This window comes from Antarctobacter sp. (assembly GCF_965277915.1).
In the GTDB taxonomy this organism is placed as follows: Bacteria; Pseudomonadota; Alphaproteobacteria; order Rhodobacterales; family Rhodobacteraceae; genus Antarctobacter.
Genome location: NZ_OZ255849.1, coordinates 955250 through 980682 on the forward strand (window position 1 = coordinate 955250; position 25433 = coordinate 980682).

Below are 25433 nucleotides of genomic sequence, written 5' to 3' on the forward strand. Positions count from 1 at the left end.
AGTTCGTCCCGATCCCTTCGCGCCGACAGCGCTCGGCGATGCTGTCTTCGCCACGCAACCCTTCAAGCACGATGCGATCTTCTCCTCGGACGAATGGTGCTTCCGTGTGCGCCGGCGAATGTCCTTTAGCATCGCCTCAGCTGTAGGCTTCGATTTCTGGGTTTCTGTCTCATCTCCACTCCTTGGTGGCTTCGATGAAGCCTGAAAGCCTCCGTTACGAAGTCAACTCAGATGTCCCAAGAGCGCTGATGGCGGACATGCTGGAGATACATCAGGCCCGCTAACTTCACCACTTCATGCCGCATGTCGATCATCTGGACCTGGCGCGGTCGGAGAAGGTCATCCTGTTCTGGGGCGAGACCGCAGCGCTTCATGGTTGGAACCCAAAGTGCAAAGTTTCGAATGCTAGTCGACGAAACCTTGCAGTCCACAGCGAGAAAAATGCCCGTTTCTCAAGCCGCATCAAATGCATGCGGGTTGGTAAGGTCGAACTGGATAGCGGCTTGAACAGGTCGTCCAATCGATCTGGACTCAGCGAATTGGACTGCACCAAATCTGCGTAAAGGCCTAACGCTGACCCGGTGCGGGTATCCTGCGATGCATGCCCAAATGTGCTCGTATAGGTGCCGCTATCAATCAATGCAGCCGTTGTACCCTGGCGGCGTGGCAAGGGCCTCGGTCGCCCGGGCGCTGGCACGCGGTCTTGTCTGGCGTGCCCGGGCTGCGGTCAGAGAACGCCGCTTTGGCGAGGCAGGTGGCATTCTGCGTCTGGGGGCCGGCCTGATCTCGACCGGCCTCCCGGCAAGGGCCGAAGGCCCGGCAATACGCGAACGCCGCGACATTCCTGCCGCGGCGTTCCTGGAGTCATGGCACGTTCCCGCGCGGGCGGGAACTGCGGGTCAGTAGAACTCGATCGCGTCGGTCGCGATGAGTTGGTCGAGTTCGAGGCCGCGTCCGTCCCGGATGAGCGCGAGATCCTCGAAATTGGCGCCGGTCCCGGTCGGATCGACCTGCAGGTAGCTGACCGTGCCGGAATCCACGAAGCGCACCCAAAGCGACGGGTCGGTGGCATCCTCCGGTACGATGCCGCTCAGCGCGATGACGTCTCCTTCTGACAGGACGAAGTCCTTGATGTCATCGACACCGGCCCCGAGCGACGACGGACCGAACAGGAACGTGTCCGCCCCGGCACCGCCATAGAGCTTGTCGGACCCGGCACCGCCCACGAGGATGTCATCGCCACCTTTGCCGTAGAGCCGATCGAGGCCACCTCCGCCCGCAAGACGATCGTCCCCGTCACCGCCCTTGAGGTTGTCACTGCCTTCGCTTCCGGCATGGGTCGGATCAAACGAAGCGAGCGGATCGGGGTCATCAGGATCCGTCGGATCTTCTGTGGGTGGCGCGACCAGGGTCAAGCTCTCTCCGATGTGAACTTCGGAGTTGCCCGCGTCATCCGATATCAACGCTTTGATGCTGAGCGAACCCGGCTCGAAAGCGGTGAGGTCGAATTCGATCGTGCCGTCAGAGTTGATTTCCTGGCTCAGGGTGAACGTGCCGCTGCTGATTGTGACCACGGCCGCGGCATCCGCATCGAGACCTGAGACCTGCACCTGTACGGCATCGGCCTCGTCGTTCGTGATTTCCAGGTCCGGCATCGTCAGGGCGAAGTCCCCGTCCTCGTCCGCACTTGTATCGAGAATGGGCTCCGGGTCGGTGACAATCCCGCCACCCCCATCTGTTTCGCCTGTATCTGAGTAGATATCCAGGCTGCCTGCGCTGATCAGGTCATCGATTGTCAGTCCGCGCCCGCCGCGGAAAATGGCAAGCGGTTTGAAGCCGGTCCCATCGAGGTTCACCTGCAGTTCACCCAACGTCCCCGAATCGACGAAACGTATCCAGGTATTCGGGTCGGTCCCGACCAGAGCCTCCGGCACGTCGATGATTGCCAGAGAGTCCCCTTGCGAGAGGTCAAAATCCTTGATGTCGCTGTCCGCGCCTGCGGTGGCATCGGTTGCGGTCAGAACGAAGACATCCGCGCCGCCGTAACCGAACATCTTGTCGCCGCCGCCAGCGCCGACGAGGATGTCCGCGCCCTCGGAGCCCTTGAGCGTGTCGGTCCCTTCGGTTCCCAGGACCACGTTCTCGGCCCCCTCCCAGAAGTTGCCGTTGACCGGATCGATCGGATCAGTAGGCTCGACGGGATCCGGTTCGACAGGATCAGTCGGATCGACCGGATCGGTGGGTTCGACCGGTTCGGGATCCGGGTCGACCGGCTCGGGATCCGGATCAACCGGATCGACCGGTTCGGGATCCGGCTCGACGGGATCTGTGGGTTCGACGGGGTCGGTGGGTTCGCCGGTCCCGATGTCGAAGCCGTAGTCGAAATCCGGGTTTCCGGGCTTCGGCGTGGGATAGGCGTCAAGTTCGAACTGCGCCAGGTAGCTGTCGTCGAAGCCCTCCAGCTTGAGCTCGACGATGACCGGGTGCTGTTCCCCGCTGAGGCGCTCGGTGACCCAGAACACGACGGGGACGACCCATGCGCCGTTGGCGTGTTGCCATGTGCCGTGCTCGGTCAGGAACTCGTCCCGCGTGAAGTTCCTGTGCCAGCCGCTGGCATTCTTCACGAGGTTCAGGCTCGCCCCCCAGAAGGTGGAGAACTGCGCCTTGGTGCTGCCCGCGACCTTCTCGTAGAAGACGCGATCCCCCAGGCCGTCGGTGACGGTTCCCGTGACATGAGCCTCCCAGTCGCCGGGCGTGAGCGTCACGTCGGCGTCGCCGGCCATCTTGAAGGTCAGGCCGGCCGTCGGGTCGGCGTCCTCGGCGGAGAGGACTTTCGGGGTCGGGTTCAGATAGTCGATCCCGAACTGCGCAAAGTAGTCGACCCAGTAGGCCGTGTCGCCGTTGTCGCTGTTGTAGTTGATTTCGAACATCCGGTCGACGTTCGTGGTCTCGACATCGTAGAGAACCGACTCGTGGCCGACGCCGAGCTGTTTCCAGAACAGTCCGAAATCATGGGCACGGATGTCGTTCAGGACGAACGACGAGTTCTTGCCCGCCAGCCGGAAGGCCACGCCGCTGCCGCTCCAGTCGGAATCGATGAACTCGTAGTTGTAGGAGTAGTTCATCAGGTTGATGCCGTCGCTGCCCCCCCAGATGTCGAATTCCCGGATGACGCTGAGCGTGTCGCTGTGCGCGGCGAACTGACGGTGGTACACCCGGAAGGCCTCGGAGGAGGTCATGACCGTGTTGCCGACGAAGTCGACGATTGCCGGCTCTTCGTGGTCGATGGCCACATCGAAGGGATCGGGGTCGAACTTCAGCTGTTCCCGCTCGAACATCTTGCGGTGGTAGCCGTCGTTCGGCGCCTTGTCCGGATCGTCCTCGGGGAAATGCTCCTGGCCGGAGAAGTTCCAGCCGATCTTCGAGTTCGCGGCGATGTTGTACTGCTGCACGATGACCCGCGACTGGTTCTCGTAGGCCGCGCCCTGGTCGCCGTCGCCGTTCTTGTTCTCGGCGTCGTAGCTGGTCACGCTGCTGACGAGGTTGCGCATCCAGGCGCCGGTCTCGTCACCCCATTCCGAGACGATCCCGCCGCCGGTGATGTCGTAGACGATGTTGTCGTTGATCATCGCGCGGCTCTGGTGCTGGACGATGCCCCAGCCCGGGCTGCCGGTCACCGCGTTGCCGACCAGCATGTTCGTCGGCGCGTCGACGCCGCTGCCGATCATGTGCAGGTGGAGCGGATAGCGGCCTTCGGGGTTTGTGGTGCTGATGTCGATGGTCTTGTCGGTGCGCCCGAGGTCCTCGAAGGCGGCGTAGCGCACGTCGTTGACCGACCCGTCCTCGGGGTTGGGCGTGCCGTTGTGCAGCATCACGTGGCCGCGCGTGCCCTCGGGGTTTTCCGAGCGGAAGGTCACGTTCCGCGACAGGTTGCCGACATAGATGTCGGCCTCCATGCTGGTCGGCCTTTCATGCGCGTAATCCAGCGGTTCGTCGAAATGGATCGTGTCGCCCTCGACCCGGACGATGGTCCGGGTCTCGTCCTGGGTCATCAGGACGCCGTACTCGTCCTCGCCGAGGTACTTGGTGCCGACGACGAGGATCGTGTCTCCGGGCTGCCAGTTGGTCAGATCGCCCTCGACGGCCATGGAGGTCGCGCCGGCGGGGACGTCGTCCTTGATGACGAGATGGCTTTCCTTCGCGGCGCCCTGGATGTCGACTTCGCCGAAGGCAACCAGCCCGTGGCCAAGCATGTCGGGATCGACGTTGCGATCGATCGGCGTGTCGCGAAAGATGATGTCGATTTCGACATCGGCGGGGATCGGGTCGGCCATGGACCCCGCGTCGAAATGCGACCCCATCGTTGTGACGATGGTCTCGACCCGCAGCTCGGTGCTGTGCGCGCGGCTGAAGGTCAGCGCGCCATCGACGCGGATGGTCCCGAGATTTGGGGAGGTCCGGACGTCATAAAGTATTGAAATTCCGTCAGGGATGTGTACATTGGCGTCCTGATCGGGAATGTTTCCGTCGGCCCAGGTCGCAGGATCGCTCCAGGCTCCGTTCTTGACTGCGACGTGAGTGGCGTCGCTGGGATCGAGCAAGGCGTTCGCCTGCTGCATGTGTTCCATCATGTGGGTCGTCTGAGTGGTTTCCATCGGTGTTTGCCTCTTTCCGCGGGGGGGGGGCGAAAACTTGTGATACGCAACGTCACTGATCCGGTGATCTGGTCAGAGATCGCCGGAATTCGTGATGTTTGTTTACTAAGCCGACATTAACACTTGCCTAACGCTGCAGGGCGTGAGCGTGTCCCGCATGGATGGTCAGGCCGAGTTGAAGTCCAAGTTCACGACATCAAGAAGATGCTTCGCCTTGCTTGCGGTTTCCCTTTTCCGTTTCTATTCCGTGTCGGCTGCCTCAAATGGCGCTTGCCGTAGACGTGCCGCAGATGCAATTGAAAGCTGTATGATGTCCAGAACGACTATCGTTATGGGCGAAAATATGCCAATGTCACGGTGCGACCGCGTATGAAACTGGCATTTGCAAAACGTGCCTCGCGGAGACCTGTGCCTCTGCCGCAGATCCTTGGCGCGCCGGCCTCGTTACCCTTCTCCTCTCCGGATGCCAAGCCGATCGAGTGAGACGGTTCGCCGTTCCAGCGGTCGATTTTTTGGGGAGCAGGGCACAGTTCTGACGGAAGCGCAGGGCCAGCCAGCGGAGCAGCGAATGGACAAAAGGCGTGTCCGTTCTTGCTGCGCGATTTGCGCGAGTACGGGTACGGCCAATCGGCCGTTCGTGAGACTGCCCGGATTCAGTCTGGCGACACAGGCCGCGGGGTGTCAGGTCTTCTTGCGCAAGGTGTTGACCTGAATATGCGGCCAGCGGGTCACGCCGCCATCGGTGCCGAAGTGGAACTCGAAATCGACGATCTGCTCGTATTGCAGTTGCAGGATTTCCTTCCCGTCTTCTTCGACCGTTTCGATCCACATGCGCATGTCCATCTTCACCACGGGGACAAAGCGGCGGACGATGGGGATGTTGAGGATGCCGCCCTGTGGGCCGGTGGCTTCCTGGGTGTCCATCTCGATCAGGGTGAAGTGCTTGATCGTCTGGTCCTTGATCGCGTCACGCAGGATCAGGTCCGGGCGCACCGAGTAGGGGTAGAGGTCATGCTTCAGGATGCGCTGGGTGTATGTCTTATTGCCGCTGGGGTCGGTTGCCGGCAGTGAAGTATCGAAAACCCAGGGCGGCGGCGGCTCGTCCAGGTCGATGGGAGTTGACGGCGTGGTACCTGCGCCGCCCATGCTGGGAGAAATCGCCAGGAAATCGAAATCCCAGGCCGCCGTCCCGTGGGGAAACTCCGGCGCGCCCTGTATGATCGAGGATTTGCCGAACATCTGAACGGTGCTGCCATGCGGGATGGTGCCGCTGCGCGCGACCGAGTAGTCCGGAACGTAGACCGGCCCGTTCGCACCGTCACCCGAGGCAAGTTCGGGATAGCCGATGTCCATCTCAATCGACTTGTCATTGGCGGCGTGGTTGTAGATCTGGTCGAGCCAAAGATACATGCCGTTCTCTTCGTGCAGCAGGTGCCCCTGAAGGTCGATGATCGAGGTCTCGTATTTCATCGCGCCGCAGAACTGTTCGTTCGCGCCGACACGGTTGCGCACGCCGCCCGGGACCCGCGTGAAGGTCAGTTCCTCGGTGTAGTTCTGGCAGAGGAAGCGGAACTTGCCCGGAATGGTTTCCGAGTTCGTGCCGGGCGAGGGCAAGCAGGTGGTATGCACGCCCAGCATCTTGGAGTCGGGGTCTTTCGTGACGTTGACCCAGGTGCCTTCGAGCTGTTCGAGCACGCCGTAGTTGGCCTGTTTCTGTTGCTCTTTCAGCACTCCGGGGGTGAACTTGGGAGGTATGGCAACCATGTCGTTGGTCCTTTGTCAGCAGGCGGAACAGATCAGCTTGTAGACGGAGGTGTCGATCAGCGGCGTCATGTGGAGGTAATCGACGAGCACGGACTCGGCTGTGCAGAACGCACCTTCGACCCAGGCCTGGTCGTTGGAGAAAGCGGAGCCGATCAGGTAGACCGGTGCACCGGTCTCCCCGGCCAGATCGGCGGGCGCGCGCAGGCGCTGCATGACATCGCAGATGTCGTAATGCGCGGCCCAGGCGTGATAGCCGGCGCCGAAGGGGTTGCGCCCCCAGTCCATGAAGGCCGTGCTGGTGGATTGCGGGATGAGACCTGCGGCGTCGGGGTCACCGTAGTGCACCTTGGCCAGTTGCAAGCGCAACATACGCTCCATTTCGGGCGGCGCGGCCTTGCCGCCCTCCAGTGGCTGCAGGTTGCGATAGTCGGCCTCTTCGCGCCGGTCACCCACGGAAAGCTCCAACTGACGCCAGAATTCGACGAACCGTTCATCGTCATATGAGGCAAGGACGCCGTAGACCGGCGGGCCCTGATAATTCGGCAGGGCGTTGTTCCCAAAGTAATAGATCTGGCGCAGGGGCAGGTCGGTGATGGTGGGTCCGTAGACATGGGCGGACGAGCCGTCTTCGGACACCAGCTTGGGTGCGTGAGGCGTCTCGGTCCACCACGGCCGGTCAAAGAACATGGCCACCTTGTAGGACGGTTGCCGCACCACCGCGTCCAGGTAGTTGGCGACGTTCGATGCGTTGAGAAAATCCGTCCCGCCCGAGGGGGCGCCGGTGTACCTTGTGGCCTGCGCGATCAACTCGACCGACTCGGGCGGCATGGCCAGGAAGGCGAAATCGGCGGTGAGGGGGGCGCCATCTGCTGCATAGGGATCCTGTGCAGAAGCAAGCTGGTAGGTCACCGAACCGCCTTGCATCCAGATCGAATGCAATCTTGTCCCCTGTTTCAGTTCAAGAGTGACACCTGTTGCAGCGGCGGCCTCCTGCGCCTTCCGATAGAGTTCGGTGAACAGGCGAGAATAACCGCCGGCGATCGTCTTGAACTTGTCCCCGGGGGCGAATTCGCCGTTGTAGAAGGCCGCGTCGGCGGCGTTCCAGTTGATGACGTTCGAACTGTAGCCGCCGGCATCGGCGGCGTAGTTGAAGCCCTCGTTCCCGGCCTGGTCGTAAAAGACATTCCAGTAGCCGATATTGCTGACCGTGTTGCCAGGGTCATAGACGAAGGAGTTGAAGCTGTCGGGCAGGGTGCCTTTGGCATAATAGTGGCACTGTTCGCTGCGGGTCTCCAGGTCGGCGCCGCCGGTGATCAGGTTCGAGATGTTGGTGAAGAGGTCCGAGGCGGGTGCCTCGTTGTTGCCCGGAGTGTCATAGGGCGCCTTGACCGGCGGTGAGCCTGTACCAAGCTCCTTCTGGTAGAAATGCTGGCCGCGCAGGTAGAAAAGTGGGTCCGTGGTGGTCAGGAAATCCTGCACATCATCGTGCAAGCCGATGTCCCAGATCGTCTGCGTCACCAGTCGATGACCGGGGGAGGGGATCTCCTTGCCGTCCTTGTCCGTTTTGTACTGCTTGCGATCCCATTCGCTGAAGCGCATGCCACCGATCTCGATATAGGTGGCGCTCAGGTCCTGTCCCTCGCCCGAGCCGGCGGCGATGTGATGTGAACAGATGCGCCCGGCGGGTTGGCGGTGCGCGCCGGTGCCTTCGAAATCGTAAGTGCCCCATTCGTGCAGGGTGATCGTGTCCCCGGCCACGGCCTTGCCGCCGGTCAAGAGCCGCCAGGCGGTATAGAGCCCGGCGGGCCCCGCTCCGAAGATTGCATAGGTCTGTGTCATCGGGTCCCTCGTGGCCTCACTGCGCTTGCGTCCAGTCGATCGCGAACTTGTCCAGCGGGATCGTGTAATCGCCGTAGGTCAGTTCCGTTTCCGGAGCGCTCAGCATCCGGACGATCATGTCCCCCAGGATGGGGATGTACTTCCCCGCCCAACCGGCGGTGTAGGTCACGATGTTGGAATGCGGGCTGCCCCAGGCCGGCGTGTAGTCCAGCAGCAACTCGCGCGACGCGTCCTTGGCGAGGGCGATCAGGCAAGTGGAGGTGAAGCGCGGCGTGGGGTCGAGGCCGGTCATGTGATCCTTGACCCATTGCGCATCCAGTTTCAGGCTCTGTGGACTGGGCGCGAAGCTGCGCTGGGACGGGTCGGTCAGGATCTTGTCGGGAAAATCCGTCGCCACGCGCGCATAGCCCGGATGCGCCCAGTCGACCTCTGGAAACCCGTAGAATAGTGCACTGCTGCTGGGGTTCTGGAACACGAACCAGGTGGGCAAATGCGAGGCGGGCGCGGTCAGCGCGAAATAGGCCGAGGACATTTGCCAGATGTCGATGCCCAGCGAGAGACCGAGGGGCCTCAGCATGTCGTTGACATAGGCCCCTGCGCAGATGGCGAGTCGGGCGCCGTGGTAGCGGCCCTCAGGCGTAAAGACCGTGACGCCCGTGCCGCTTTCGGCCATGTCCGTCACCGGTTCCCATTCGTGAATATCGACGAAGCCTGAGGCAAGGGCGGCGTCAAGCGCGGCCTCCTCGGTGGCTTTCAGGTCGATGATCCCGCCGCTGGCCTGGAAGAAGCCCTCGTAATCCTTGGGGAGGTTCCGAAAGGGAAAACGCGCCTCGATCTCTGCGGCGGTCAGCTTGGTGTAGGGAATGTGCAGCGTGTCCATGACCTTTTCGGCGGCGGCAATCCCGCCTTCCTGCGAGTCGAGATCGGGATCACCGAACCAGAGGCTGCCATTTTGCCGGATCAGGGTCTTTTGCGTGTATCCTTGCAATTCCGCCCAGAAGGTTTGCGACGCGAGCGAGAGTTCGGCCATGTACTCTTGGGCGTATTGCAGGCGAAACTGACGGGATGCGCCGGCAGAGCTGCCGTCGTCGTTCAGCACCCCGTATTTTTCCAGTACCAGCGTGCGCCAACCGCGCCGGGCCGCACTCCATGCCGTCGACAGGCCGATCGCACCGCCCCCGATCACGATCAGGTCGTAGCTTTGGTCCGTCATGCGTGTCCCCCCCCCTGACGCCCCCACCGGTTTCTGGCGTGTCGGGCTATTTCTGAATTTGCTGACCGCTTGTAGGGGAAGTGCGTGTTGTGGCGTCTGGCAATTCCGGGCTCAAGTTCGGTTCGATCCTTGTCTCGAACGAACAATGCCAGATCGGCAATATATCTCACTTCCTCCGGCGTTTATTTGACGCCATTGGCCAAGTCGGTCTGGAAAAAACGGTTTCACACAACTCGAATAATCATTTCCCGCACGGCGTTAAAGGTGTCGGGCAGGGATTCAAAGCGGCTTGACGCGTCGATGCGAGGAGCGCGCGTTATCACAGGGTTGTTTTGATTCCTGCTGCACAACCATTCACCACATGGTTGCAAGCTGTCAAGGAAACAGAATTCACCGCAGGTCGTTCGCTATGGTCGTTGAACCCTCCGCCAACCCTGCCTTGGCACGAGTTTCGTCCGGAAGTTTCGGAGCGCAGATAAGTCAATCGGTACAAAGTCATTTGACTCAATTTCTGTGGAACCTACTGAAATTGATAAATTATTTGTCTGGTTCGATCGGATTGAATGTTCTGCAAAGCAAAGGTCGGCGTCCTTGAGCCTCCTCTGTGGCTCGATAATCGGTGTTGTCCATTGCTCAGGTTGGACTGTGTGCACGATTGATCTGGCCGGTGTCGACGGTGCGTCCTTGGGTGTCCGGTACACGTTAAAATTGAAGGTGGCTTATGCCCTTCATGGGGGGGGTATTATCTTTGCGTGTTTTGGTTTTTCTGCATACGGCTGCCTTTGATTTTCGTGGATGGGGGGCTCTGCATCGCGTTGGCTGGACGCGCTGAATGCCTCCCATTTTCACTGCCTGAGAAGGATGCCCACAAAGGAAAAGAGCCGTTTTTTACCTCCGGGGTTTCCCGAATCGACCATTGATGCAATCTTGGATTGCAGAAGATTTCGCCAGAAGTCGTCAGGGCTGTTTCTGGATGTATTGTGTCGCCCTATTGGAATATTGGGGAGGGCCAGATGACGACAAGCTCTGTCATCGAAGAACTCTGGATTTGTCCGCCTCTGGCCTTTGCCCGTTTCGGGCAAGCCGAAGAGCCGATGGTGAATTTCCACTGGGAACAGAATGACTACTCTTCCCGCGGGACGGCCGAGACCGTGATCCGGCCAACGACAACGTTCCGGGTGGGTGAGGACGGCTGCATATCGGCCTACATGCCCGAGGAAATCCGCTTTCGCGACGGTGAGAAATGGCTGCCAGTGGCACCTTTTTTCGAGCTGCACGGGAGGCTGGACAATGGCGCCGAGGGGCCGATTACCACGGATGTCCTTGAGGCCTGCGGGCTGACGCTGGGCGATCTGACATGGCGCATCCATGCCGCCAATCGCAAGGCGTTTCACTACACGGGGGCCGATGGCGACCACGTCGATGCCGTCGTCGAGATGTCCGGCGACCAGCACCAAATGGCGCCTCTGAACGGTGTCAGCCCCGAGGGTGCCGCGAACCCGATAATCCACGGAGACCCCTTGCCGCTGGGCGCGGTACAGATCATTCGGCCCAGCGACGAATTCCCCGAAATCCGGCTGCGCATCACGCCGCCCAAGGGGCACATCTACGCACCGACCAACACCGCTGATCGGGACCTGACCGCGCTGGTGCCCGAGGCCTTCCGGCGCGAGACCTTTCTCGACGGTATCCAGCTGACGCTGAACCCGGAATGTGCCTGGGCCCATTGGAACCCGGCGGACGAGGACGATCCGAATGACCCCCGGACCAACCCGGGCGGCCTCTACGCCATGGAACCATCGACGAATAACAGCGGCCTGGGGATCAGCCTTGGCTTTCTCGATGACAGCAACGACGGGCTGATCTCGGTCTTGGTCAAGGGCGAAGGTGTTGCCGGGGGCGAGTTGACGGCTCATGCGCGCTTTACCTGCTGTCCGCCGGATTTCCAGCCGGATCGTAGACCCTTCCGTTCGGTGGCGGATGGCCTTGCCGACTTGATGGAGCGCGAGCAGGTTTCGGAGCCGGCCTTCACGGAAGGCTCCAACTGGATCGAGACCGAGATGGAAATCGCCGATTTCATGCAGCGCGTGCGCGAGACGATGGAGGCGTCGAACCTCGATCACCAGAACCTGCGATCGGGACTGGCCAACGATGCAAACGATCCGCAGGATCCCTTCACGCCAGAGCCGCCCCGGCCCGGTCATCCACTGCCATTGACGGAACTTGGGCGCGCAAACCACAAGCGTTTCCTGGCCTATGACGTGTTCAAGGCGCGGATGGCGCAGCGGCCGGAACTCTTTGCCGACTGGATCAGGAACCCGGCCGACGACCCCAAGCCCTATGACACGCAGATGCCGGCGCTGATGCGCGGATCGGATTCCAACCCGATGACCATCACGCAACGGCAATACAACCTCATGAAGGCTTGGCTCGATCGCGTTTCAGGGAAGGACAGAGGCGATGGCCCCTCGACTTCGTGAGAATTTCAAGCTGATCAAGAGCGACATCGGCCACCATGTCTTTGCCACCAACGGGTCGCGCGTCTTTGACATCGACGCGGATACAGCGGACCGTGTCGCGGCACTCTTTGCCAACGGAAGTGAAGACGAGGCGCAACGGTTCGAAGAGGCGATGGGCGGCAACCACCGGTTCATCGGACCCGAGGCGCCGGAGGTGCCACCGTTGCGTGCGCTGTCGCTGAATGTCGCGCAGGCCTGCAACCTCGGCTGCCAGTACTGCTATGCCGACGAGGGGCTGTTTGGTGGCAAGGCTCGCTCGATGACGGCAGAGACCGCGCGTGCGTCCATCGACCGGCTGATCGAAGAGGCCGGGCCGGGCGCCGACGTGGTTGTCGGCTTCATGGGGGGCGAACCGCTGTTGAACCGCAAGGTGGTGCATGACGCCACCGCCTATGCTGCGCGGGAAGCCCGGAAAAACGGCGGGCGGGCCAAGTTCTCGATCACGACGAACGGTACCACCGTGCGCGAAGAGGATGCGTGCCTGTTCCGCGATCACCGCTTCATGGTGACAATCAGTCTTGATGGAAACCGCGCGCTGAATGACCGGATGCGTCCGGACCACAGGGGCGGCGGCAGCTATGACCGCGCGCTTGCCGGGCTGGCGCGGATCCTGGAGGACGGCGGCCCGGCGCATGTCGCTGCGCGGGTCACGGTCACTCCGGCCTCGGGCGACCTGCTGGAGATCCTCGACCACATGATTTCGTTGGGCGTGGGCGACGCGGGTTTTGCCCCTGTGCAAGTTTCCCCAAAAGCATCGCTGGAGTTCCAGCGCGCCGATTTTGGCTGGTTCCTCGAACAGATGATCCGCTGCGGCAGGGCCGCGCGGGACAGCCTGATGCGCGGCGAACGCTACCCCTTCAGCAATTTCGAAACTGCCCTGCATGAGATCCATCGCGGCAGCCACCGGCCCTATCCCTGCGGCGCCGGGGCGGCCTACCTCAGCGTCAACGCCGAGGGCAGGCTCTATGGGTGTCACCGGTTGGTGGATGACGCGGACTGGGCCATGGGCGACATCTTTGACGGTCCTGACCTGTCCGCCCGCGCGGCCCATCTGGACCATCGCCATGTGGATCGTCAGGAGCCCTGCAAATCCTGCTGGGCGCGGTATCTGTGCGGCGGTGGCTGCTACCACGAGGTGGACCGTCGCGGCCGCCTGCATTGTGACTATGTCCGAGGCTGGCTGAGCTTCTGCATCGCCGCCTATGCCGAGCTTTGCACAGAGGTCCCCGGCTACTTCGTGAACCCGGCCGCCCATTTCGAGGCCGGCCCGGCCGCCACGCCCATCAACTGAGGGAGACACGACCATGTCGACTTTGCCGACCGCGCCCGAAGACCCAAGGGAATGGAAGATCTTTCCCCGGAACCTGACCGCGCGGGCGGCCTATATCGTTCCCGGAAATTCAGTGGCCACGCGCCCCGAGGATGGAGTCGACAACTGTTATCCCGGGCTGGAAATGGACGCCAAGAACATCCAGAAGATGTTCTTTCCCGGCCTTTACTTCGAGGTCTATCGTCAGGATGGGGCACGTCTGGTGTCGATGACACCGGCCTCGCTCGCACAGCGTTGGAAGGACCTCGGGCTGACGGACGAGGACCTGGACCACAACCTGTACCTCTGGGCAATGCATGGGCGGAACAACGATCTGGACGGGGCGGTGCAGGTCACGACCATGGATTTCACCGGCAAGCAGGGGCTCTATGCCTGGCGGCAGATCAACAGCCTCTTGCCGGGGGATGTCTCAATCGCCGTGGGGCCCAACCCTCCTATGGGGCAATCTGCGTTCAAGGATGCCCTTACCGCGATCAAGGCCGGCGGCAACAAGTTGGAGCGTGACCCGAACGGCAAGTTGCTCTTTGCCGCGATGACTGCACCCCGGCTGGAATATCTGAACGAACAGGGCGTGCTTGCGCCCGAGGTCTATGATCCGGGCGATCTGACCCGCACCCTGTGCACACCATGGACCTATGATTTCCGTGACTGCCAGTGCTTTTACTGGGCCTCGAACAAGCCTGACGTGATTTCGTCGGAGGACGGGCAATACGAATACCTCAACTTCCAGCGCAAGAACCGTAACGTGGAGCCGCAGACCGAAGACATCGCCTATGGCTACAATGCCCGCCGCCAGCGCGAGATCGACTATGCCGAGATGATGGATGGCTGGGAGCAGTTGCGCCCGGTTCTGAACGGCCGCGAGTTCGGCGAAACCTATGTGCCGCCCGAAGGGCCGACCGGCCCCGTCATGTCGCTGGAGCAGATCAAGGAAGAGGTAACATACCTCGCCTCGGTCGAACATGCGCTGGCGGTGCAGTACCTCTATGCCTTCTATTCCGTCGACGTGCCCTGGACGGAACCGGCCAAGGACGAGTCGATCAGGACCTTTCGCCTGTGGCATTCGGCGCGCACGGTATTCGATGTGGCCATCGATGAAATGCGTCACTTCCGTTGGGCGAACGAGATCCTGTCCCTTCTGGGGGCGGACACGACGGCGAAACGCGCCTCGACGCTGGGACGGACCTTCAAGGTGCCGTTCTACATGCAGAGCCTGTCCAGCCCGCAGTTGCAATGGTTCATCGACGTGGAGCGGCCCAGCCGGTCCACCGTTGCGGGGCTCGACGGGATGTACGTCGGTATCCTGCACTCTCTGCAACAACTTGGCGATGACGAGATCGAACCGGAGGTGCGCCGTCAGGCGATCGAGATCGTCAAGCTGATCGTCGACGAGGGCGAGGGGCATTACGTGCGTTTCTCTACCGCGCAGCAGAACTTTGCCTTCTACGACGATGCCGCCCGCGGTGCGTTGCCCTCCTACATCCTTGACGGGACGTGGAAAAAGCCGACGCCGAACACGAACCCGGATATCCCCTACGACACGCTCTACGGGCAGCCGGCCGAGGCCGACGATCCCGACGGAAAGGCGATGCAGCAGGAGTCGAACAACCATTACCAGGCCTTGCTCATGCTGCTGAAGATCGCCTTTGCCATCCCCGAGGCAAAAATCAGCGGTCCCGCGCTGCGCCGGGCGATCTCGGTCATGTTCCGGATGAACGCGGTCAACCTGGAATTGGCAGGGAAGGGCGTGACCCCGCTCTTTACCCTGCCGGACGGTTGGGAACTCGATCCTCCGGTGCGCAGTCGGGACGACGCGATGAAGCTACTGGACCGTGCTCACGGGTTGCTGGCGCAACCGAAGACGGCGATGGCGCTCATGTCGGTGCGAGAGCGTCCCCAACCGGGACTGGGCGCCGACCCGGCGCATGACAGCAGCGTGGAGCAGATCATGGAGGCCTTTGCCGAGGCCATCGACAAGTCGCGGTTCCGCGAGTGACGATCCGGATCAACGGTCGCTCGCTGGCGACGGCGGTGCTGGCCCGGTGTCTCCAGCTCAAGGGGGCAAGCTTCACCCTGGCAGCGGGGGCGGATCGTCCCCCCTCCGGCCCGCAATTCATCTGCATCAACGATGTCGCGATCTCACTGTTGCGCGATCTCTTTCCGGCGCTCTGGGTCGGTGGCGACGGGCCGGGTCATGCCTTGACCATGCGCGAGGTAATATGGGGTGACGATCCGGTGCCCCAACGGATCGCGCAGGAAGGACGGGTTGTCGATGTGGGTGCCCTGACGTCCCGACTCTTTGACATGCTGGACAGGGGCGAGATGGACACGAAAGGGCCTGTTGAACGGGAGGTCAATCCGGCAACCTGCCGGTCGAACATGCTGCAAATCGGCGACCGCACGATGCTGACCTCTCGTGTGGAACTGAACCGTCCCATCGCACCGGCACGGAGCCTGATCGAGTCGCTGATGGACGGATGGATGTTCCTTGCCCCGATCGACGCGGCCAGCGGCATCCTTCAGGCCATGATTCCCAAGCGCCCGGCCGATCCCTCCGCCCGGCTACGGGCGATGCTGGACCAGAGCACGCTGATCTCTCCGCATGTTGCGCGGCTTGGGGCAATCACGAACTTTCCGGCGGCCCCGGCAATCTGCCTTCCCCTGGCCGGGCCAGGGAGGATCTTCGTCGGCGGGCCGGGTGTGCGGCTGGATCCGGTCAGCGGCGAAGGGGCGCCGTTTGCCATTCGCACCGCGATCCTTGCCGCGGCGGTCCTGACCTGCCAAGACACCGTGGAAGACGCGGCAGGGCATTACCGGCAAAGGATCACTACGTCTTTCCTGAACCACCTGGACGGATGCCAGTCCTTCTACGCGGAGGCCTTTTGCGTCGATGCGGACTGGCAGCTTGAATTGCGAAAGTCGCACATCGCCCGGAGGATGCTGCAGTCCGCCATTGCCGAGACGGAAAAGGTGCCGTCGCTCAGGCTGGAGGGGCTGAACCTCGTTTCCTAGGCGGGGTAAGCTCGCCGACGTCCCGGCAGGGGGCTTCCGATGCGCCGTCGGGGTCGGTGCGAGCGATGAAAAGAACTGCGTGCCATCTCTCTCGATCGACGGCTCTCATGCTGCCCGGGAGTGTTCAGAACCAAGCGAAAGGTGCGCTCGCGCAGCTCAGGTGAGTACTTGTTCGTCGTCTTTGTCAGGGTGCTCCAATCTGGTCATGAGTTTGTGCCACCGAAATAAAACGGCGGGTTCAGCTCGCCGACGGCACGCCCACAGAGAGCCATGTCGACTATGTCGGGCGACAGGTGTTCGACAATAAAGACGAATACCGCGCGCTCTACGGTAAGGACCGGAGGATCCGCGAGTCGGACTTCTCAAGGATCACCTGCCGCCCTTCGCCAGTTCGCAGTTCCGAGTGTCGAGGGCCAAACACAGTCCAGCGCAGAGGAGGCGATCAGGCCCAGAGCCAGACACCCAGCGTGGCAACCGCCAGCAGCCAGAACGACAGGCCGGCCATCAGGGCAAATGCCCCACCGCTGGCGCGCAGCAGTTTGCGGGGGGCGCTGCCAAGGCCCAAAGCGGCAACGGCCGTCACCAACAGCGCGCCGGACAGCGTCTTGCTGCCGTCGATGACCTCGGCGGGCAGGGCGACCAGCTGGTTGAGCACCATCAGGACGACGAAGGCGACGACGAACCAGGGCAGGCGAAAACCGCCGCGCCCCTGTCCTGTCCCGGCCGTCACCAGCAAGAGCAGGACAGGCAGCATCGCGACGCGGGTCATCTTGGCCAGAGTGGCGGTCTCGCCTGTGGTTTCAGACACGGAGAACCCGGCCCCGATCACCTGCGCGACATCGTGGATGGAGGCGCCCAGTATGATACCCTCTTGCTGCAAGCCGAACCCCGCCAGCCCGAGAAAGACCGGGTAGAAGATCATCGCCACCGTCGACAGGGCCGTCGCCGTCATGATGACCAGAAGTGTGTGATCGTCCTTGCCCTGAAATCCACGCGTGACAGAGGCCAGTGCCAGGGCGGCAGAGGCTCCGCAGATCGCGACCGCCCCGGAGGCGATCAGAGCCGCCGACCCGGACCAGCCCATCGCCCGCCCGATGGCCAAGCCCAGCAGGATCGTGCTTGCGCTGCCCAGAAGGATGAGCAGGAAGACAGCGGGGCCGAGGTCGAACAGCTGCTCGAAGGAGATGCGCAGCCCCATCAGGGCAACGCCCAGTTTCAGCCCCGTAGAGGCCACCAGCCGGATCCCGATCGCGGTGCGTTCATCCTCGGCCAGAAAGGACATGGCCATGCCAAGCAACAGCGCGAACAGCATGACCGGCGCGTCGTAGCGCGCGGCGATGGCAAAGGCGGCGATGCTGATGACGCCCGCCACCGCGACACCGGGCAGGTGCTCTTGGGTGCGGGCGCGGAGGGTCGACAACGGCGGCGAGACGCGCGTCAGGTTCATTCTTCGAGGCTTTCGAGGTTGTGGATGATGATCTCGCTGCGCGTTATTTCGAGAACTCCGGCGGATTTCAACTTGTCCAGTGATTGCGTGACCCATTGCCTAGTGGCGCCGACGATGGCGGCGATCTGTTCATAGGTCAATGTCCGGTCCACGACGATGGTCTGACCTTCCTCACGCCCATGTGCATCGGCGAGGATGACCAGCAGCTGCCGCAGCCTCTCGGACACGGTGCGCGTGCCCAGCATCTGGATCAGCGCGGAATAGCTCTTGCCCTTGGCCACGAGTCCGTCGATCACCGCAATCGCCACTTCGGGCACTTCCCGGACAAGGTGGTGCAGGCTGGTTCCGGACAGGAACAGCAACTGGCAATCTTCCAGCGCATCCGCCGACCAGACGTGGCGGCCGCGGCCAAAGACCTCTGGTCCGCCGACGAAATGACCCGGGCTCCAGTAGGCAAGGGTGATCTCACGCCCCGATGGGCCGGTGTAGAATGTCCGCACGCGGCCTTCCTCGATGACCCAGACGCCGGTATGGGCCGCGCCTTGGTGAAAGATTCCTTCCCCCTTGGCAAAGCTGCAGCGAGTGCCAAGTTTACGCACTTTCTTGCGCTGGTCCGGGGACAGGCTGGCGAGGAACCCGGCGCCCTCGTTGAGTTCCAGGAAATACTCCGACAGGTAGATCGCGCCGGGGCTGGTGCTGTCGATATCGGTCTCGTCGCTCATGGGCGCGGCACCGAGGCTAGGTAGGCGGCAATGGCTGCGATTTCGCTGTCGTCGTCGGGCATCATCGGCCCGTGGGGAAGGCAGCCAAGGTGTGTACCGCGCGTGCCATCGCGGAAATCCTGCATCTGCTTGGCCAGGTAATCCGCGTGCTGTGCAGTGAGGTGCGGCACGCCGAGATAGGAGGTTTCGGCGTCATGGCAGTCGCCACAGTTCCGCGCCTCATAAAGGGCGCGGCCCTTGGCATCCCCTTCGGGCGCCGGGGCGGGCGGGTCCTGGGTTGCGAACCATTCGACCACCACCGCGATCTCTTCGGGTTTCAGCTCGGTCACGATGCTGGACATCTGGCCCCCGTCGTTGTGACGGTCACCGGACAGGAAGGCCCGGACCTGGTTTTCGATGTAGACTGGTTCCTGCCCCGCGAGGTTGGGAAAGCGGGCACTGGCCGAAACCCCGAACAGCCCGTGGCAGAGCGCGCAGCGTTCGTAGGGTGGAAAGGCCTCTGCGTCGAAATCGGCGCAGGCCGGTGCGGCCAATGCCAATACCATGGGGAAGAACGTGGCTTTACGACCCATGCCGCAACCGTCTGACCGGAGCCTGCACCGCCAGGGTATCCCCGTTGGCAAACGACAGGGTGAGCAAGACCGTGTTGCCCTCTGCCTGCATCGCGGCGGGATGCATCAGCATGACGTGCAGCCCGCCGGGGGCGAAGACGATACTCTGACCGGGGCCAATGTCGATCGCATCCACCGCCGACATGGTCGCTACATCGCCCATGTCGTCGGAGCGGTGCAGATGCGCCATCGCGTATCCCTCGGCGCGGACGCCGATCAGGCGGCGCGTTTCGGTCCCGTCGTTGGTCAGCTGGAAATAGGCCGCATGGGCCATGACACCCGGCGGGGCCATTGGTACGAAAGCGCCCGATACCACCAGGTCGCCGGCAGAGGCAGGAAGGGGCATCATCAGCGCAAGGACAAGGACAGCAAGGCGTTTCATTGGTTCAGGCTCCTGCGGTAGGCGATCTGCAGACGTGCCAGGAATTCGGCGGTGGCGCCGGGGTCAAAAGGTGGCTGCAGCTTGGCCCGCAGCGTGCCGTCCGGTGCGATCACCGAGACCGCGGAACTGTGCTGCACCTCGTAGTAGCCCGAGGCATCCGGTTTCATCAGGCGGTAGAAACTGTCCGTCGCCTCGATCAGGGTGTCGATCTGGTCGCGGGTGCCGGTGAAGCCCCGGAAATCGGGGTGAAAATAGCGCGCATAATCACTGACCGTTCCTGCATCCCGTGCCGGATCGACAGAGACGAAGACCACCTGTGGAACATTGTCCGGCCGCACCCGCATCGAGGTCTCCGCCACCGCGGCCTCGAGGTTGCCCAAGGTGAAGGGACAGACATCGGGACAGGAGAGAAAGCCGAACATCACCAGCGTCCAGCGTCCGGTCAGGGCGCCCTTGTCCAGGGTCTCGCCCATGTCATTGTCCAGAAGAAAGGCGGGCAGGGCCACGGGTTCGTCCAGTTCGACGCCCTGGACCTGGGCCATCAGCGGCGCGGCGATCAGCGACAGGAGAATGGCAAGGCGTCTCATGCGTTCTGGCTTTCAAAGGACTTGCGGCTTTCGGCCTTGATCGTGGCAAGGCAGTGCTGGCGGGCCTGCATGTAGGCCGGGTCGGTGGCCATGTCGGTCGAGCGCGGGCGGGGCAGGTCGATGCGTACGTCCTCGATGATGCGCCCGGGGGCCGCGCTCATGATCAGGACGCGGTCGGCCAGGAACACCGCCTCGTCGACGTCGTGGGTGACGAAGACGACCGTCGTGCCGAACTTGCGCCAGATGTCCAGCAGGCTTTCCTGCATCATCAGGCGGGTCTGGGCATCGAGCGCGCCAAAGGGTTCGTCCATCAACAGGACCGAGGGGTAATTTGCCAGTGCCCGCGCGATGCCGACCCGCTGCTGCATTCCGCCGGACAGTTCCGCCGGGTAGCGATCGCCGAATTTCTTCAGCCCCACGAGTTCCAGAAACGTGTTGGCGGTCGAGCCGGATTCGGTGCGGGAATGCCCGGCCATGCGGGGGCCGAAGGCCACGTTTTCATAGACCGTCTTCCATGGCAGCAGCGAATATTGCTGAAAGACCATGCCGCGATCCGGGCCAGGTTTGCGAACCTCCTTGCCGTCGACCAGAACCGCGCCTGTCGATGGCTCGACGTAGCCTGCGATGGCGTTCAGCAGCGTGGACTTGCCGCAGCCGGACGGCCCGAGGATGCAGACGAATTCGCCCGCCTCGATGGTTATATCGGTGGTCTCGGTCGCACGGTAGGCCGATTTGCCCTTGCCGAAGGTGATCGAGACATCCTTGACCTCGATGCGCCCCTTGCCGATGTCGTCGCGTTGATGAGGGGCCTTGAATTTCAGGATATCAAGCATGGGCCGGGGCTCCCTTTGACTGTTGAGCGGGGCGCGATTTGCGCCACGCGAGGTAGAGGATCAGCGCCGTCAGCAGGCCGAAGCCCAAGACCGACAGCAGCGGGCCGGAGCGTTCCAGCGCCAGCGAGGTCGTGGTGCCGAGGCCGAGCATCGCCAGGCCGACCACCCAGGACGGTGTGGCGCAGCAGACAACCCAGCTCATCGTCACGTTGGTCAGCGCCACGAGGAAGGCGCCCAGCCCGGTTGTCGCCCTGAGGCCGTTCCGGGCACCAGAAGCGCAGGCCGTCCGGTGCAGGAGCGAGAAGGCCAGCCCCACCAAGGCCCCGAGCAGGCACAGCACCAGCAGGCGCGAGGGCATGATGTTCAGGCTCCACTCGGAAATGCCGGTGCCGTAGTCGTAATTCATGCGCCCGATCTCGATCAGCCACTCTTCGCGGATGATCCCGACCATGTCGCGCACCGATGGCGTGGAGCGGACGATGTGCAGCACGTTGCCGGGCCAGTCGTAGAAGGTGACGTAGTTGGGCCAGGCGCGGAACCGCAGCAAGAGCGCGGCGAACATCGCGACCTGGTGCAGCAGGGCAAAGAGGACTCCCCAAAACAGCAGGTGCCGCCAGCGGCGCCGGACCTCGTTGGCGATGATGGACAGGGGCGCCATCACCGCGTCCTCTTCTGCCAGGCCAGCATCGGCGCGGTCAGCAGCTTGACCGCCGCGGTCGAGCCGGTGCCAAGGAAACCGATCACCAGCATGCCGACGACGATGTCCTGGTAGTTGATCAGGCTGTAGGCGTTCCAGGTGAAATAACCGATGCCGTATTGCCCCGAGATGATCTCTCCGGCCAGGAGCGAGAACCAGCTGACCCCCATGCCGATGGCAAGACCCGCCGCGATCGAGGGCAGGGCGGCCGGGATGACGACGTGCCGGAACACGTCCCAGCGCGAGGCGCCCAGTGATTGCGTGGCCCGCACCAGCACTTCGGGCGTCTGCTCGACCCCGTGCAGCGTGTTCAGAACGATGGGAAAGAGCGCGCCGAGGAAGGTGATGTAGATGATCGAGCTTTCCTCGGTCGGCCACATCAGGATCGCCAGCGGGATCCAGGCGACGGCGGGAATGGGGCGCACGACTTCGATGTAGGGCATGATCAGCGCCCGGGCGAGGTGCGAGCGGCCCATCACCAGGCCGATCCCGATGCCAAGGGCGCAGGCCAGTGAATAGCTGATCAGGATACGGCGCATCGAAACGCCGATATGGGTCCAGAAAATCCCGGTCTGCACATGCGCGACGAAGGCATCAAAGACGCGCCAGGGAGAAGGCACATTCTGGAAATTGATGTAGAAATCCACGTTGTTGGCGGTCAACAGGTGCCAGGCCAGCACGCCCAGCGTCAATGACAGCGCGATCAGGCCGAGGTTGCCGAACTGCGCGGCACTGATCCGGGGCAGGCGAAGGGCTGGCCGGGACGCCGGTGGCGCGGGGCTGGCCGGGACTGCCGGTTCAGGCGTGGCGGTTTCGGGTGGGGTCGGTGTCGTCTTCAGCGCTTGGGACATGGCTGGCCTCCGGTGGAGCTTGCTGCACGCCCGGGGCGGGACCTCCGCCCCGGGCCTGATCAGGAGGGGAAGGGATCAGCCCTCGGTGGTGAAATCCGCGATGGCGGCGTCAAAGGTGATGACCTCGCCGGAATGGTTCGCGGCATGGGCCTCAGCCTCGCCCTTGCGCAGGAAGGTGGCGTAATCCTCGCCGGCCTTGACCCAGAAGGCGGTCTTGCCGAAGAGCTTCAGCCCGGTCTCGCTATCGTAGACATAGGTGGCGTTCAGCTTGGCCCCGGTGCCCTGCATCGCGGCCACGGCGGCAAGGAATTCGGGCATGGTCTCGTAGGTCGAGACTCCGTCACGCGCATGCCAGATCTCGGCCGGAAGCCCGGCATTGGCCTCTTTCGGGTCGACCGTCGCGGCCTTGTCGGCCTCGTAGTCCAGCCCCATGTCGGCATAGGCGGCCTTGATGTAGTCCTCGGTGATCCAGGCATCGAAATCCAGCGGTGGGATCGCTTTTTCGCGCACCAGGACACCGTGGTCGAACTTTAGCGCATCGACCCATTCGGTCTTGATCGTCGGGTCCAGCGTCAGGTGCCCGCCCTTGGAGAAGTAGAGGTACAGAACCTCCTTCTCGACCCCGGTCCAGGTTTCCATCTCGGTCACGGCGCGCATCGGGTCCTCGCGGATCCACTCACCGGCCTCGATCACGGCCTTCAGAAAGGCCTCGACGACCTCCGGATATTCTTCAGCAAAATCCTCGCGGACGACGACGCCATGCAGGTAGGGCACGCCGGCCTCGGATCCGTCGTAGATCTTGCGACCCGTGCCGCGGAATTCCATGATCTCGGACCAGGGACAGAAATCGCTGTGCGCGTCGATCTTGCCGGCGGCGATATTTGCGGCCCCCACGGCGGGACTCTGGTTCTTGAGGACGTATTCACCGGCCGGCATGTCGTTGTCCTGCATCGCCTTGAGCAGCATGCCCCAGGCCGCCGAACCGACCGGAGTCGAAACCGATTTTCCGCGCAGCTGGTCGATGGAATAGATGTCGCTGTCGACCGGCACGACGATGGCGTTGCCCGAGCCCTTGAGGTTGTAGCCGGTGCCGGCAACATAGATCGACCGCAGGCTGTCGGTCTCCTGGAACTTGGCGCCGTTCACGATCAGGGGATAGTCGCCCATCACGCCGATGTTCAGCTTGTTGGCCAGCATCTGGTTGGTGATCGGCCCACCAGAGCTGTAGTCGGACCAGGTGATGTCCCATTCCGCATCGGCATATGCGCCGTCGGTCGGCAGGTGTTTCTCCAGCAGGCCGAGCTCCTTGACGACGATGCCCGCCGTGTAGGTGTCGGTGCACATCGACTGGTGGCCGATCGCAATCGTGATCTCTTCGGCCCATGCCGCGAATGCGAAGCTGGCCAGGGCTGTACTCGTAAGGGTGGTCTTGAGGAAGGTCTTCATCACGTCTCTCCTGTGAGTTTCCGAGAAGTCGTCGATCGTTCCTCCACCAGTATCCGGCCCTACAACGCCTCCTGTAAAAGGTCGCGGAGGGGCTTGTGGCCCGGATTCCGAAATTGCCCTGTTTTTGTGCTTGATTTGAGGTGCATGACTGCCAAGACGCCGTTATTCGGACCGGGGATTTGCGAATCGCGTATAAAATTATCGTTTTAAAGCAATGGGTTAGTTCGGAGGCTTCCAGCGGAAAAGCCCCCCGGGGAGCAATGCCCGGGAGGATTAAAAATGCAGCGATTTCAGTAGGGGAGCGCGGTTTCAGGCGGCCATTCGCTCCAGCGCCCAACGCACGTTCTTGCGTACGTCCGGGTCGTTGTCGTCGGCATATTTCTTCAGGTACGAGGCCGTTGCCGGCACTGCGAGTTCGCCCAGAACGGCGGCGCATTCCTTGCGCAGGTTGGGCACGGGCAGGTCCATCATCGGCGCGATTTCCATCGCGGCCTCGGTTGCGCCCAGCTTGCCCAGAGAGCGCACGGCCTTCAGCCGCACCTGCCAGTAGTCATCCGACAATGCCCCGCGCAGCGCAGGGATGCAGGACACGCCGCCGGATTTCGCCAGCGTTTCCGCCGCCGCCTCGCGCACGATCCATTCCGGGTCGGTCAGGGCCGCGATCAGGGCCGACTGCGCGGCCTCTGACTGCGAGAACCCCATCGCCGCCAGCGCCGTGCGCCGCACGTTGACATCCGTATCATGCGCGGCCTCCTGAAGCGCGGGCAACGAGGTCTCATCCTGCAGCCAGCCGATCACGCCCACCGCCTGCGCCCGCACTCCGGGGGCCGCGTGTTTCAGCGCCGCGATGGCGGGCGACATGGCCTCTGGTCGGCGCAATTCCTTGATTCCGGCAAGGCAGGCGGTCAGCTTGACCTCGTCACCGTCGTCCAGGTGCGGCAGGATTGCATCCCCTGAGGTCGGATCCTTGAGTTCCGTCAGGGACACCGAGGCCGCGGCCACCACCGCGGGGTCAGGATCGTTCAGCGCCGAGACCAGCGCCGCGGCCACCTCTGGCCCGTCGAAATCGGTCAGCCCCTGCGCGGCCTGCTTGCGCACGCCGGCGTCCTCGTCCGCGATGGCGCGGGCCAGGTAGGGGATGGCCGCCGGATCGGCGCTGTCGGTCAGGTCGATCACCGCCATGATCCGCGCGCCGGGGACCGGATCGTCCAGTCCCTCGGCCAGGTCCGCGATGTCGTCGAAATCTTCGAACAGTCCGCTCATCTTGGTCCTCACTTCAGCAGGTAGGGAAGGTTCACGGTGACGGCGCCGGTCGGGCAGTCGGCCTCGCAGGGCATGCAGTACCAGCATTCGTCGTATTTCATGTAGGCGGTCTTGGACCCGTCCTCGGTCTCGGCGATGCGCAGCACGTCGAGCGGGCAGACATCCACGCAGACGGTGCAGCCCTTGTCGGCGATGCAGAGATCGGCATTCACGGTGACGGGGACGGTGGTCGCGGTCTGGGCGAGAGGCATCTGTCTGTCTC

At 62.8% G+C, this 25433-nt stretch carries 19 protein-coding genes; 4 read left to right on the forward strand and 15 right to left on the reverse strand.

Annotation, left to right across the window (positions count from 1 at the left end; genetic code table 11):
- Nucleotides 1-899: 899 nt before the first annotated feature.
- The 4 genes from ACQY5B_RS05540 to ACQY5B_RS05555 form a co-directional block, all read right to left on the reverse strand.
- The gene (locus ACQY5B_RS05540; RefSeq protein ID WP_420326034.1) at nucleotides 900-4655 is read right to left on the reverse strand and encodes a G8 domain-containing protein; all 3756 of its coding nucleotides are present in this window, start codon (nucleotides 4653-4655) and stop codon (nucleotides 900-902) included.
- Between the two features lie 681 nt (nucleotides 4656-5336).
- Nucleotides 5337-6419, reverse strand: a complete 1083-nt coding sequence (locus ACQY5B_RS05545) for a peroxidase, FMP-type (protein WP_420326033.1) — start codon at nucleotides 6417-6419, stop codon at nucleotides 5337-5339.
- A gap of 15 nt (nucleotides 6420-6434) precedes the next feature.
- On the reverse strand, nucleotides 6435-8258 hold the full coding sequence (locus ACQY5B_RS05550) for a flavin monoamine oxidase family protein (RefSeq protein ID WP_420326032.1): 1824 nt from the start codon (nucleotides 8256-8258) through the stop codon (nucleotides 6435-6437).
- A 16-nt stretch (nucleotides 8259-8274) separates the two neighbouring features.
- Nucleotides 8275-9471, reverse strand: a complete 1197-nt coding sequence (locus tag ACQY5B_RS05555) for an FAD-dependent oxidoreductase (protein WP_420326031.1) — start codon at nucleotides 9469-9471, stop codon at nucleotides 8275-8277.
- A gap of 1013 nt (nucleotides 9472-10484) precedes the next feature.
- On the opposite strand from ACQY5B_RS05555, the gene ACQY5B_RS05560 reads away from it, so the two are divergent.
- Genes ACQY5B_RS05560 through ACQY5B_RS05575 form a run of 4 tightly spaced genes read left to right on the forward strand, consistent with a single transcriptional unit; the run spans nucleotide 10485 to nucleotide 16332 of the window.
- On the forward strand, nucleotides 10485-11951 hold the full coding sequence (locus tag ACQY5B_RS05560; protein ID WP_420326030.1) for a hypothetical protein: 1467 nt from the start codon (nucleotides 10485-10487) through the stop codon (nucleotides 11949-11951).
- Entirely contained in the window at nucleotides 11932-13281 is a 1350-nt protein-coding gene (locus ACQY5B_RS05565; RefSeq protein WP_420326029.1) for a radical SAM protein, read from the forward strand. The genes ACQY5B_RS05560 and ACQY5B_RS05565 overlap by 20 nt, the downstream gene beginning before the upstream one ends.
- Nucleotides 13282-13294: 13 nt before the next feature.
- A complete protein-coding gene (locus tag ACQY5B_RS05570) occupies nucleotides 13295-15316 on the forward strand; it encodes a ferritin-like domain-containing protein (protein ID WP_420326028.1) in 2022 nt (673 codons plus the stop codon).
- Nucleotides 15313-16332: a hypothetical protein gene (locus ACQY5B_RS05575; RefSeq protein ID WP_420326027.1), complete on the forward strand. Its 1020-nt coding sequence runs from the start codon at nucleotides 15313-15315 to the stop codon at nucleotides 16330-16332. The genes ACQY5B_RS05570 and ACQY5B_RS05575 overlap by 4 nt, the downstream gene beginning before the upstream one ends.
- Nucleotides 16333-16774: 442 nt before the next feature.
- Here the strand turns inward: ACQY5B_RS05575 and ACQY5B_RS05580 are convergent, their stop codons facing one another.
- The 11 genes from ACQY5B_RS05580 to ACQY5B_RS05630 form a co-directional block, all read right to left on the reverse strand.
- A complete protein-coding gene (locus ACQY5B_RS05580) occupies nucleotides 16775-17779 on the reverse strand; it encodes a YeiH family protein (RefSeq protein ID WP_420326026.1) in 1005 nt (334 codons plus the stop codon).
- Nucleotides 17776-18501: a Crp/Fnr family transcriptional regulator gene (locus ACQY5B_RS05585; protein WP_420326025.1), complete on the reverse strand. Its 726-nt coding sequence runs from the start codon at nucleotides 18499-18501 to the stop codon at nucleotides 17776-17778. Before ACQY5B_RS05585 ends, ACQY5B_RS05580 begins: the two co-directional genes overlap by 4 nt.
- A complete protein-coding gene (locus ACQY5B_RS05590) occupies nucleotides 18498-19046 on the reverse strand; it encodes a c-type cytochrome (RefSeq protein WP_420326024.1) in 549 nt (182 codons plus the stop codon). Before ACQY5B_RS05590 ends, ACQY5B_RS05585 begins: the two co-directional genes overlap by 4 nt.
- Nucleotides 19047-19062: 16 nt before the next feature.
- Nucleotides 19063-19494 carry a copper chaperone PCu(A)C gene (locus ACQY5B_RS05595; RefSeq protein WP_420326023.1) on the reverse strand — a complete coding sequence of 144 codons (432 nt, stop codon included), beginning with the start codon at nucleotides 19492-19494 and terminating at the stop codon, nucleotides 19063-19065.
- Nucleotides 19491-20081 (reverse strand): SCO family protein, encoded by a 591-nt coding sequence (locus ACQY5B_RS05600; RefSeq protein WP_420326022.1) that lies wholly within the window; start codon nucleotides 20079-20081, stop codon nucleotides 19491-19493. Before ACQY5B_RS05600 ends, ACQY5B_RS05595 begins: the two co-directional genes overlap by 4 nt.
- The gene (locus tag ACQY5B_RS05605; RefSeq protein ID WP_305971015.1) at nucleotides 20078-20914 is read right to left on the reverse strand and encodes an ABC transporter ATP-binding protein; all 837 of its coding nucleotides are present in this window, start codon (nucleotides 20912-20914) and stop codon (nucleotides 20078-20080) included. The genes ACQY5B_RS05600 and ACQY5B_RS05605 overlap by 4 nt, the downstream gene beginning before the upstream one ends.
- Complete coding sequence (locus tag ACQY5B_RS05610) at nucleotides 20907-21572, reverse strand: hypothetical protein (RefSeq protein WP_420326021.1); 666 nt, start codon at nucleotides 21570-21572, stop codon at nucleotides 20907-20909. The genes ACQY5B_RS05605 and ACQY5B_RS05610 overlap by 8 nt, the downstream gene beginning before the upstream one ends.
- Nucleotides 21572-22462: an ABC transporter permease gene (locus tag ACQY5B_RS05615; protein WP_420326020.1), complete on the reverse strand. Its 891-nt coding sequence runs from the start codon at nucleotides 22460-22462 to the stop codon at nucleotides 21572-21574. Before ACQY5B_RS05615 ends, ACQY5B_RS05610 begins: the two co-directional genes overlap by 1 nt.
- 75 nt (nucleotides 22463-22537) lie before the next feature.
- Complete coding sequence (locus tag ACQY5B_RS05620) at nucleotides 22538-23908, reverse strand: ABC transporter substrate-binding protein (RefSeq protein WP_305971012.1); 1371 nt, start codon at nucleotides 23906-23908, stop codon at nucleotides 22538-22540.
- Between the two features lie 309 nt (nucleotides 23909-24217).
- Nucleotides 24218-25171, reverse strand: coding sequence for a HEAT repeat domain-containing protein (locus tag ACQY5B_RS05625; RefSeq protein ID WP_305971011.1), 954 nt, complete (start codon nucleotides 25169-25171; stop codon nucleotides 24218-24220).
- 8 nt (nucleotides 25172-25179) lie between these two features.
- Nucleotides 25180-25422, reverse strand: a complete 243-nt coding sequence (locus ACQY5B_RS05630) for a 4Fe-4S dicluster domain-containing protein (RefSeq protein ID WP_043144807.1) — start codon at nucleotides 25420-25422, stop codon at nucleotides 25180-25182.
- Nucleotides 25423-25433: the final 11 nt, after the last annotated feature.

Coding starts and splice junctions, on each gene's coding strand:
- ACQY5B_RS05540 (WP_420326034.1), bottom strand. CDS start 4,655: ATGGAAACCACTCAGACGACCCACATGATGGAACACATGCAGCAGGCG.
- ACQY5B_RS05545 (WP_420326033.1), bottom strand. CDS start 6,419: ATGGTTGCCATACCTCCCAAGTTCACCCCCGGAGTGCTGAAAGAGCAA.
- ACQY5B_RS05550 (WP_420326032.1), bottom strand. CDS start 8,258: ATGACACAGACCTATGCAATCTTCGGAGCGGGGCCCGCCGGGCTCTAT.
- ACQY5B_RS05555 (WP_420326031.1), bottom strand. CDS start 9,471: ATGACGGACCAAAGCTACGACCTGATCGTGATCGGGGGCGGTGCGATC.
- ACQY5B_RS05560 (WP_420326030.1), top strand. CDS start 10,485: ATGACGACAAGCTCTGTCATCGAAGAACTCTGGATTTGTCCGCCTCTG.
- ACQY5B_RS05565 (WP_420326029.1), top strand. CDS start 11,932: ATGGCCCCTCGACTTCGTGAGAATTTCAAGCTGATCAAGAGCGACATC.
- ACQY5B_RS05570 (WP_420326028.1), top strand. CDS start 13,295: ATGTCGACTTTGCCGACCGCGCCCGAAGACCCAAGGGAATGGAAGATC.
- ACQY5B_RS05580 (WP_420326026.1), bottom strand. CDS start 17,779: ATGAACCTGACGCGCGTCTCGCCGCCGTTGTCGACCCTCCGCGCCCGC.
- ACQY5B_RS05585 (WP_420326025.1), bottom strand. CDS start 18,501: ATGAGCGACGAGACCGATATCGACAGCACCAGCCCCGGCGCGATCTAC.
- ACQY5B_RS05590 (WP_420326024.1), bottom strand. CDS start 19,046: ATGGTATTGGCATTGGCCGCACCGGCCTGCGCCGATTTCGACGCAGAG.
- ACQY5B_RS05595 (WP_420326023.1), bottom strand. CDS start 19,494: ATGAAACGCCTTGCTGTCCTTGTCCTTGCGCTGATGATGCCCCTTCCT.
- ACQY5B_RS05600 (WP_420326022.1), bottom strand. CDS start 20,081: ATGAGACGCCTTGCCATTCTCCTGTCGCTGATCGCCGCGCCGCTGATG.
- ACQY5B_RS05605 (WP_305971015.1), bottom strand. CDS start 20,914: ATGCTTGATATCCTGAAATTCAAGGCCCCTCATCAACGCGACGACATC.
- ACQY5B_RS05610 (WP_420326021.1), bottom strand. CDS start 21,572: ATGGCGCCCCTGTCCATCATCGCCAACGAGGTCCGGCGCCGCTGGCGG.
- ACQY5B_RS05615 (WP_420326020.1), bottom strand. CDS start 22,462: ATGTCCCAAGCGCTGAAGACGACACCGACCCCACCCGAAACCGCCACG.
- ACQY5B_RS05620 (WP_305971012.1), bottom strand. CDS start 23,908: ATGAAGACCTTCCTCAAGACCACCCTTACGAGTACAGCCCTGGCCAGC.
- ACQY5B_RS05625 (WP_305971011.1), bottom strand. CDS start 25,171: ATGAGCGGACTGTTCGAAGATTTCGACGACATCGCGGACCTGGCCGAG.
- ACQY5B_RS05630 (WP_043144807.1), bottom strand. CDS start 25,422: ATGCCTCTCGCCCAGACCGCGACCACCGTCCCCGTCACCGTGAATGCC.